Annotated in this window: 5 protein-coding genes and 1 pseudogene; 2 read left to right on the top strand and 4 right to left on the bottom strand. The window is 54.8% G+C overall.

Going from position 1 to position 9,666, the window contains the following annotated elements; genetic code table 11:
• Positions 1-275: pseudogene (locus tag IK012_RS05950) on the bottom strand (hypothetical protein); the annotation flags it as partial.
• Positions 276-596: 321 nt separating this feature from the next.
• Here IK012_RS05950 and IK012_RS05945 point away from each other — a divergent pair.
• Both IK012_RS05945 and IK012_RS05940 read left to right on the top strand, forming a co-directional pair.
• The gene (locus IK012_RS05945) at positions 597-2,699 is read left to right on the top strand and encodes a glycosyl hydrolase family 8 (protein WP_290951855.1); all 2,103 of its coding nucleotides are present in this window, start codon (positions 597-599) and stop codon (positions 2,697-2,699) included.
• Between the two features lie 70 nt (positions 2,700-2,769).
• Positions 2,770-4,971: a cellulase family glycosylhydrolase gene (locus IK012_RS05940; RefSeq protein WP_290951852.1), complete on the top strand. Its 2,202-nt coding sequence runs from the start codon at positions 2,770-2,772 to the stop codon at positions 4,969-4,971.
• A 661-nt stretch (positions 4,972-5,632) separates the two neighbouring features.
• Here the strand turns inward: IK012_RS05940 and IK012_RS05935 are convergent.
• From IK012_RS05935 to IK012_RS05925, 3 genes are read right to left on the bottom strand one after another with little or no spacing between them, the layout of a single operon-like run.
• The gene (locus IK012_RS05935; protein WP_290951849.1) at positions 5,633-6,688 is read right to left on the bottom strand and encodes a glycoside hydrolase family 18 protein; all 1,056 of its coding nucleotides are present in this window, start codon (positions 6,686-6,688) and stop codon (positions 5,633-5,635) included.
• Positions 6,689-6,702: 14 nt separating this feature from the next.
• A complete protein-coding gene (locus IK012_RS05930; RefSeq protein ID WP_290951846.1) occupies positions 6,703-7,536 on the bottom strand; it encodes a hypothetical protein in 834 nt (277 codons plus the stop codon).
• Between the two features lie 11 nt (positions 7,537-7,547).
• Positions 7,548-9,656, bottom strand: a complete 2,109-nt coding sequence (locus tag IK012_RS05925) for a hypothetical protein (RefSeq protein ID WP_290951843.1) — start codon at positions 9,654-9,656, stop codon at positions 7,548-7,550.
• Positions 9,657-9,666: the final 10 nt, after the last annotated feature.

Genomic DNA, 9,666 nt, shown 5'->3' with positions numbered 1-9,666 from the left:
GCCTTGATACCACCGTAGGCTTCGACGAGCGGGCCGTAGAAGTTGCCATAGGTGTTTTCTTCGACGTCAGCCGGGAAAGTGAACTTGGAAGTTCCCTTGTCGTTGGAGTCGTCGTATTCATACCAGTAGCCAGCGGTCTTTTCGTCAGAACCGGTTTCCACGCGGCCTTCAGTATCGACAGAGCCATCCCAAAGGAAGCTGGAAGCAACAGCGCCCTGAGCGCAAGCCATAGCAGCAGCACCGGCAATTGCAGCGAGTGTAATTTTCTTGTTCATAGTATCTCTCTCTTTTTATATGTGAAGCCCACCCGAAGGGGGCATGGTTTACCGCAAATATATCTTTTTTTTCGGGATAAGCAATAACAAAAAGCAAAAAAAACGCTTTTTTCGAAAAAGCGTTCTATCCGTCACATTTTTGGTGTAAGTATGCCTTTTTGGCGTAAAATAGGGACAATATACCCCGAACCGCCACCCCCAGTCTATTTTTCGTGAGATGTGCGTCACTGTAAAAATATGTTTACCAGTATAGTCCTAATACAGAGCATATCTTTTATATGGGTGGGTGTGTGTGTCAACTTGTAAAGGACATATAACCTTATGAAACTACGTCACTTAGCAGCAATCGCCGGCATAGCCGTTTTGGCAGGCGTAGCTAACGCCGCGCCCGCTTTCCCATTCCCGCAGAACCAGGCCTATCCGCAGGGAAATACGGCCAAGTTTGCCGTCCCGAGCGCAATCAAGGCTCATTTCGACACCTGGAAAGGGTGCTGGTACAAAGATATGGGCGACGGAACCGCCCGCATCATCAGCCCTAACGACAGTACCGAGATGTCCGTCTCCGAAGGCATCGCCTACGGCATGCTCATCATGGTGTACATGTCGGGTTCGCAGGGCGACTACCAGAGCGAATTCAACAAGCTTTGGGCCTTCTGGAAAAAGTATTCCATGGGCGGCGGCGCCAGCGGCATGAAGTGGCACATCAACACCAATAACGGCAAAGCCGACGACGGTAGCGCCACCGACGCCGAATTCGACGCCGCGGTAGCCCTCGTGATGGCATCCAAGCAATGGGGCGACGCGAGCTACCTATCTGACGCGAAGAGCCTTATCAGCTGGATCAAGAGCAACGACATGACCAGCGACGGAAGCGTGAAACCCGGCAGCAACTGGAACAACTACTTCAACCCGAGCTACGCGGCGATAGGCGCATTCCACCTGTTCAAGGAAGTCACGAACGACACCTTCTGGGATACCGCCATCAAGAAGACCCTGAGCGACGTGAGCCAGTGCCAGGATTCGAAAACAGGCCTCGTACCCGACTGGTGCGACTGGAACAGCCACAAGGCCGTACAGGGCAACGCAGCCATTACCAACGGTATCGGATTCTTCGATGACGCGAGCCGCACCCCGTGGCGCATGGCCTGGGCCTACTACTGGTACGGCGATACCGGAGCCAAGGCCGTTAACGACAAGATCGTCCCCTGGCTCAAGGAAACCTCGTACGAGCATGCCACCTACATCTCCGCCGGCTACAAGCTCGACGGCACTCCCGTTCGCGACTTTGTCACCTCCTCGTTCGTCGGTGGCCTCGGACTCGCCATGGCTTCGGCTTCCGAGCCCGGCCATTATATGGAAACTTTGTACGAAACGCTCATCAACACCGAAGGGCGCACCAAGCCCGATTCCCCGAAGGGTGAAAAATACTACCCCGCGACCCTCAACATCCTCTACCTTTTGCTCATGACGGGCAACATGCCCAACTTCTACAACATGACCGGCTACACGGCCTTCACGCCCAGCGAGAACAACAGGAGACAGGTAACGGCCCCGGTAGGCACGCTGCTACCCAACGACCCGTCCACCTTCGCCGCCGGGTTCTGGAAATGGGGAGCCTACAGCGACAAGTTCGGAGTCACCAAGATGCAGCCGGATTCAGGACAATCGGCCATATACCAGACGGCAACAGGAACCAGGGTCGCCGCCTCCATGTACATCGCCCCGGAACCCACCTACGACGCCTCTGCCGACCTCAAGTACCCCTTTGCAGGTGTCGCGGTATCGTTCAAGGCCGACGAAAGCAACCTCGACATCTCCGACGCGGCCAGCATCAAGGTGCGCATCCACACGCAGGGTGTTATCCGCATGGCGCTTCTCAACGAGGCGACGCTTGAAACCGGCGACGAAGGCGGCGAGCCGGGCTACCTTTTCCACCCCTCCGACGATTTCCAGGACGTGACCGTTAGCCTTGCCGCCGACCAATACGGAGACTTCACCGAACTCGTGACCCCCAGTTGGGCCTTCGCCTGCAGCAGGGACGACGTCCTCAAGGCGGTACGCGGCATCAAATTCGAAGCCAAGATGAGCAAGGGCGGCTATGGTTCCTTCGAAATCACGAGCCTCCAGATTCTCAATTCCGCAGGGAATACGGTCGCAGCCCTCCAAGGACTCGTCTCCGTTCCCGAGGCAAAAAAGATTTCGGCGCACAGGGATGTGCGTCAAGTCGGCAACATGATAGAATTCCAGGGATTCGGTTCTGGAGCAACGATTTCCGTCTTCGACATGAGCGGAAAAATCGTGCGTAAAATTAATCTTACAAAGTCGGGAAGCCTTCCCGTAGACCAGCTGGTTCCCGGTGCGGGAGTTTATGCGATGAAGGTCACAGAAGGTCGCAAAACGCAGATACTACGGATACGGAAGTAAACAATGAAATTATATTTTACACTCTGGATGGGTGTACATAATTTATCTTTGGCGTATAAAGGAGTCTTTTATGACTAGAATCAGCAAAACGATAAAGGCATTGGCAGCAGGCGCGCTCCTCCTCGGCGCGGTAGAAGCCAATGCAGCCGCATCAACGGCTAAGCCCCTCCGCGTAGGCCCGGTGCAAGTCCACGGCGCCCTTGGTACTAATGGAAACAAAATTGTGGGTCAGAAAAGTGGCAAGGAAGCCATGATCCGCGGCATGAGCATGTTCTGGTCCGATGCAACCGGCATCCAGTACTACAACAAGGAAGTTATCAAGTGGGCCGTCGATAACCTGAAAATCGACGTGTTCCGTTACGCAATGGGTATCCAGTACTACGATAGCGATGGTGGCTCGTCCAATCCGCTCGACGAAAAATACTCCTATTTCAGCACCCCTGAATCGCAGACCGGCAAGATCGACATAATGGTCGAAGCCGCTATCGAGAACGACATCTACATCATCATCGACTGGCACAGCCACCGCGCCTATGACGGCAAGGAAAAGCCCAAGGCGAAGGCCTTCTTCAGTGAAATGGCCGCAAAGTACAAGAACGTGCCGAACATCATTTGGGAAGTGTTCAACGAACCTGCCGGTAGTTACAATGACTGGGGCCAGATCAAGAGCTACGCCAACGACGTTATCGGCGGCATCCGCAGTGCGGGCAGCAAGAACCTCGCCCTCGTAGGTACCCCGAACTGGTCCCAGATGGGATCTTGCGGCGGCGTAAGCGGCGACAACATCGGCTACGTGTTCCACTTCTATGCAGGCACCCACTCCGTGGGTTCCTATGGCGGAGCGGTCACATCGTGCAAGAACGGCGGAAACGCCGTGTTCATTACCGAATGGGGTACAACGACTGCCGACGGTAAGAGCGACGCCAACACGAGCGCTTCTTCCGACTGGACGAACTTCATGGAGCAGAACAAGATAAGCAACTGCAACTGGAGCCTCCGCCAGAAGGTGACCAAGATTGGTAACGCTTCCGATGAAGGATCTGCCATGTTCGCAGGCGACAAGGCCCTCACCAAGCAGTCCGACCTCGCCACCGCAAGCTACACCAACTCGGGTAACTTCGTAAAGAAATACCTCACCGGACACGCCACCAACTGGGCCTCGGAATATGCCTCGACCCTGAAAAGCGGAAGCTGCTCGTTCTCGGCAACCACCGTCAAGGAAACTGCCGGCAGCGTTGCAAGTTCCTTTAAGTCCGGCTGTACCTACACCTCCAGCGACGAATCCGTCGTTACATCGGCAGGTGCCGTCAAATCCGCCGGTTTCGTCATCATGACCGGCAACGACGGTTCCCAGTCGGTCATTGTTGTTACTGCCGAACCCAAGCAGACCATCAGCGGTTTCGTTGACTTCAACTGCTTTACATCTGGTGACTGCACCAGGGGCAAGCAGAGAAGAGACCTGGACCAGGACGGCAAGACGATGGATGTTATCGTATCCGCTAGTGGCGAGACGGACCAGGGATCCAAATTCACGGTCCAGTCTCTGAACCCCGAAATCGTCAAGATCAAGAAGGCCACCTGCTCCAACTCCAAGTCCTGCTTCGGCCAGGCTGAAGGCGCCAGCGTGTACATGTACGAATTCACCGGAACCCTCGGCACGGCAAAAATCGTGGCCACCGCTCCGGCCACAACCGGCTACATCGCCTTTAACGACACGATTACGGTCAAATACGCCAAGATGGACGACAAGCTGGGCGACAACTTCAAGTCGATGACCGTTGACAAGGGTGCCGTAATCCCGGGATTCTTCGCCAGCGAGACATTCTACGGCAAGGCTCCGATCTACTACACCTTTGACGGAGCGGAATCCTCCATCTACCTCGTGAATAGCGAAGGCTTCCTCATTACCGCCGACCAGGACGCCACCGTGGCCATCAGGGCTGTCGCTGCCGAAACAACTGAAAGAGCTGCTATCGACTCGACCGTCATCGTCATCGTGGGCAACGGCGGAAAGAACCCGATTATGGCCCAGAAGCCGCAGGCAGCCTTCAAGGCGAAGTTCAACAACGAAGGCATCATGCTGACCAGCCCGAAGGCAGGCCTCGCATCCGTCGAAATCTTCACAGCTCTCGGCCATGTGGAAAAGAGTCAGAAGGTGATGCTCGGTGCGGGAACCAACTGGATTCCGGTTGAAGGCATGAGCGCTGGCAAGTACTTCGTCCGCATCAAGCAGGGCAGCAACTTCAGCAGCTACACCTGGGAAAAGAAATAAAGGCTAACAGCCCGCAAGAATTTAACCCCGGCACATCGCCGGGGTTTTTGTTTTGCCCGACGTCATGCCGATGGCAACGAGATGCGACGGACGCGGCGAGGATGCTCCAGCCCTACGCCATGCCCGAACGCGAAGAGACGCAATGTGCGATGGAGTCCATTCTTTACGCCATGCCGATGGCGTGCCCAGGGCGAGACAAGGGCATCCACGGGCGGATGCCAGTGGACACGCTTGCCTTATATGTTTATGGACACCCTTGCCCCTACGGGGTGCGGGGTGACGCGGGCACACTTGCCTGGCAGCGCAAGGCGGCGGTGTGACGCAGGGTGAACGTGGGCGGCGAGGATATCCCTGCCCTACGCCACGCCCGAACGCGAAGAGACGCAATGTGCGAGGGCCCCCTTGCCCTACGTCATGCCGATGGCGAGACTATGGCGAGACAAGGGCATCCACGGGCTGATGCCAGTGGACACGCTTGCCAAACAATGTTTATGGACACTCTTGCCCCTACGGCGTGCGGGGTGACGCGGGGTGACGTGGGCACACTTGCCTTGCCGCACAAGGCGGCAGTGTGACGAGATGCGACGCAGGATAACGTGAGGGAACAAAAAGAAAACGTCCGGTAGGCCGGACGCTTTCTTAAATGTTCTATTGCGAGAGATTACTTCTTCGCAGCCTTGTAGTTCACGCCGGGGCGGAGTTCCAAGCCGATAGTCACCAGCACGGAGACGATGGGTTCATGATGGTCCTGCGACACATCGTAAACCGCCACGCCGGCATAACCGTTGTTCTTCACGTTCACGGCGACAGCCTTCACAGAAGGAATACCCATGAACACGATGGCTTCTTCCTTGCTCACGGCAATTTCGGACTGAGAGTCAGAATCGAAGGAAACCTTGTAGTCGGGAGTGTCGAACTTGCTCATGAGTTCCTTGTACGGCAGGTAACCTTCGTTACCGCTACCCGTTCCCTGATGCGAAGAACCGAAGCCCGTAGCGCCCAGGAAGGACTTGCCGTAGAAGTAGACCACCGGCACGAGGAGGCTCTTCTGAATGCCAGCATCAGCGGCCTTCTCGAGAGTTTCGGCGATAATCTTGCCGCCCTGGTTCGGAACGAGCGTAGAGTTCTCTTCGCTCATCTGGTCGGGAATGAACACGTTGATGTAAGAGAGCTTGTTCATTACCTCAGCGGTGTACGGTTCCATCGCTGCCAAGGGGTACATGGTAGAAGCCACGATGATGCCGGAGAAGGCATCCACGAGGGCGTTCATCATCTTCGCATAGTCCGCGGCATCGTCAGCAGTGATGTTCTGCCAGTCGAGTTCCACGCCATTCGCCTTATGTTCGCCAACCCAAGTCTTGAGGTTGCCAACAAACGTCGAGAGGGCCTCGTCAGAACCAGCGATAGCCTTCAGTGCACCTTCGGCTTCCACGCCACCGACAGAAACCACCAGCTTCACATTGTTGGCGGCACACATGTTCGCGAGCGAGTCGTAGTTCGGAGCGTCGTTTTCGTCGGGGAAAGCGAGCGAGCCGTCTTCAGCAGGCAGGAGCGAAGAATAGTGGATGTGGGTAACCGTGTTGTAGCGGATATCCTTCGGATAGAACTGGGAATACTGGCTCCAGTAGGGGAAATAGCCAATCACCTTGTCGGCTGCAGCCTGGGACATTGCCACGCAGGCAACCGCAATTGTCGTTACAAAAAGTTTGAGTTTCATAGTAATCCCACCTTTTATTCAGTAACAGGTTCCGTTGCAGAACTGGACTGCGGTTCAGCGGTTTCACCGCCTTCGCCGGCAGAGCTTTCGGGTTCAACAGTTTCGCTGGACACGGGTGCAGCTTCAGAAGAACTGGATTCGACTTCGGCCGCAGCTTCAGAAGATTCAGGAGCCGCCTCGGAACTAGAGCTCTCCGGTTCGACGATAACTTCGGGGCAATCATCCAAAACCAGGTCACAGTCGATGCAGTAGGTCACGCCCTCAGAAGCGCAGTACAGGTGCTTGCTATAGCCAACAGCCTCGCTTGCGTCAGCCTGGCATTCACCCTTTTTCACGAGTTGGTCACCCGCCCCGCACTTGCGGAAAGGACGGCCTTCGGTCTTGCCATAGACAAGATACTGGCGTTCAATCACCGTCGAATCAAAAGCCACTCCCTTGCCATTGAGCATCGCCGCACACACGGTCTTGCCTGCGAGCAGGGAATCGAACACCACGGCCTCGTTGGAGACTCCGTTGATGTTGAAGTTCTTGAGGTGTTTACGCTTGTCGATATTATCCACGTCGTAGCTTTCTTCGGTAAAGCCTGCGTAGGTAATGGCAAACTGCTTCAAATCAGGGTTAGCCATGAACTCGGCCGAATCAGAAGGCAACTTCGAAATCGAGTTGATGATGGTGACCTTGTCCATGATCTGGAGCGCACGGAGATCGGGGTTCACGCTTATATATTCAGCAAGCGACCAGCCAACCGGGAAATTCTCGGCTTCCGGATTGCTGACTTCCAAGGAGGAACAAGCCAAAAGCGCAATAGTCGCACCGGCAGCAAGAAGAGAAATCTTTAAATTCTTCATTTTCGACCTCACTAGAAATTAACCGTAACGTCGGCAGTGATAAGGTTCTTGTCGACAGAAAGATTCTTTTTCACAATCCCAGTCGCATCCGTGGTCAGGTAATCCACGGAGTTATTCAGCATGCCGTAACGGACCGTAACATAGGATTCCGGAGCGATACGGAACTTGGGGCCAACGAAGATGAGCAGTTCGTCAACCTTCTGGACGAAAGCCGTGCCAACAGGGAGAGCTTCGAATTCCTTGTTCAGCTTCTGCAAGCCAAGCTGAAGGCCAATCGGGCCCCAAATATCGGCGGAAGCGCCCGCGACAACGCGCTGGGAGGAGCGCTTGAGGAAGGAACTCTCGGACGCCTTTTCAAAGGAAGCGGAAAGTTCCAGCTTACGTTCCAGGCTCGGAATCAGACGGCCCAAATCTACGCCAACGCCAGCGCCAATCGTCGTGAACTTGTTTTCATCCGCTTCGGCAGTGTACTGGGAGAAGCGCACGTTAAGCTTGACAGCATCGTCCCAGTCAGCATCGAGAGATGCAGCGAAGCCCTTACGATCAGGCGTAGCAACACCATAAGGCAGAGCGAGATTCACGGACGGATCCATCAGGAGAACGGCCTGAGCGGCTTCGAGCTTCTTCATGGTGTTGGCATCGTAGCCGTTGCGGTAGAAATGAGCCAACTTGTAGTTGTTGTACAGGCGGAAGTACATTTCTCTTGCTTCGGAGTTGCCCGAAAGGACCGTCTTGGAGGAAGAGGTCATGAGCGTTGCAGCCGTCAACAGGTCGGTGTTGTAGACCATGAAGTAGAGATTTTCGAGGTTGCCCGAGGCAAAGTTCGAAATCAGAGCATTATCAGCATCGCCATAGAGGGCGTTCGCATTGAAAATAATCCCGTTGTTCGTGTAGTTCGGCGAAGAAGCGAGTTCGGACCAGAATTCCTTGTCGTTCATCAAGTACATGCCGTTCACCTTGAAATTGAACTTGGAGAACGAACCTTCCACGTAGGGTTTGATATTCAAGGCATTGCCCTTGTCGTCAAGGAAATCCTTCGTGACTCTTTCGACACCGGTCAGATCGACAGTGTTAGACACGTACACAAGGGTCGTCGTAAGGTCGCCACTGGGGAAGCCCGTGTATTCCTTGATCTGCGTGTTGAACGTCGGACTATCATCCTTCGTTTCGATGTCGACATCCCACCAAGACATCGCATATTCGGCGTTCAAGCCAAAGCTGATCGGCAGGTCAGACAGCAGTTTCTTCGAATTGAATCCGAATTCAGCCGAGAAAACGCTGTTGTTGTCATAGAAAATCGTGTCCTTCAGGCCCATGTCGCGGGAGCGCGTGCTCAAGCGGCGGTCGAAAGCACCGACATAGTTCGCACCGAGGTTGAAGCCGAAGGTGCTGGCTCCGAAACGCAGACCGTAAGCATAACGGTCAGCCCAGTCGAAGTCGAAGAACACCTGGTCGTTCTTCTTGGCGGTGTTACGCATACGGGCACCCGTAGCCTGCGCATAGATATCGTCAACGACACCCACGGCACCGCTATGGAACTCGGCATTCAGACCCTGCATAAGACGGCGGGACGTAGTGTCGAGGTTACGGTAAGAGAGCGCTTCGACACGATTCTGACGGAAAATTTCCGGTTCCTGGAGGATTTCAATCTGCGGGGTATTGATGGTAAGCGGCGAATAGCCGATACGCATGTAGCCCAAGTTGAAATCGACATGGTTATTCAGAATCTTGCCATCGTAGCTGAACCAGTGGCCGATAACCGGGTTGTTGTTCTCGTCCATGGCACTCTGCCAATCCTTGTGGAGGCGCACCTGCACATCGAGGCGGGTCTCGGAAGAAGGCTGGGCGAGGAACTTGAGGTTCACATCGGTATAGAGCTCATTTTCCTTAGTCGCGGAGTAGTCCGCGAGTTGATTGGAATGCACCTGCGAAATGGCACCACCCGCCTTGGCCGTACCGCCCAGACGAAGGCCGAGAATGGCCTTGTTCAGGGAATCAAGTTTTTGCAAGAACGAAGTCTGCTTAACGACGACGGAGGAATCCGCATCAGCGAATGCCGCCGACGCAGAGAACATAAGTGCAGTCGCAATAACGAGCGTGGTCTTCTTATTATTCATCATTGTCATTCCC

Origin of the sequence: Fibrobacter sp., assembly GCF_017551775.1 — a bacterium.
In the GTDB taxonomy this organism is placed as follows: Bacteria; Fibrobacterota; Fibrobacteria; order Fibrobacterales; family Fibrobacteraceae; genus Fibrobacter.
Note: the sequence above shows the minus strand (reverse complement) of the source record. Positions and strands in the feature narration are given on the sequence as shown.

Excerpts from the sequence above, each read along its gene's own strand:
- IK012_RS05945 (WP_290951855.1), top strand. The coding sequence starts at position 597 with ATGAAACTACGTCACTTAGCAGCAATCGCCGGCATAGCCGTTTTGGCA.
- IK012_RS05940 (WP_290951852.1), top strand. The coding sequence starts at position 2,770 with ATGACTAGAATCAGCAAAACGATAAAGGCATTGGCAGCAGGCGCGCTC.
- IK012_RS05935 (WP_290951849.1), bottom strand. The coding sequence starts at position 6,688 with ATGAAACTCAAACTTTTTGTAACGACAATTGCGGTTGCCTGCGTGGCA.
- IK012_RS05930 (WP_290951846.1), bottom strand. The coding sequence starts at position 7,536 with ATGAAGAATTTAAAGATTTCTCTTCTTGCTGCCGGTGCGACTATTGCG.
- IK012_RS05925 (WP_290951843.1), bottom strand. The coding sequence starts at position 9,656 with ATGATGAATAATAAGAAGACCACGCTCGTTATTGCGACTGCACTTATG.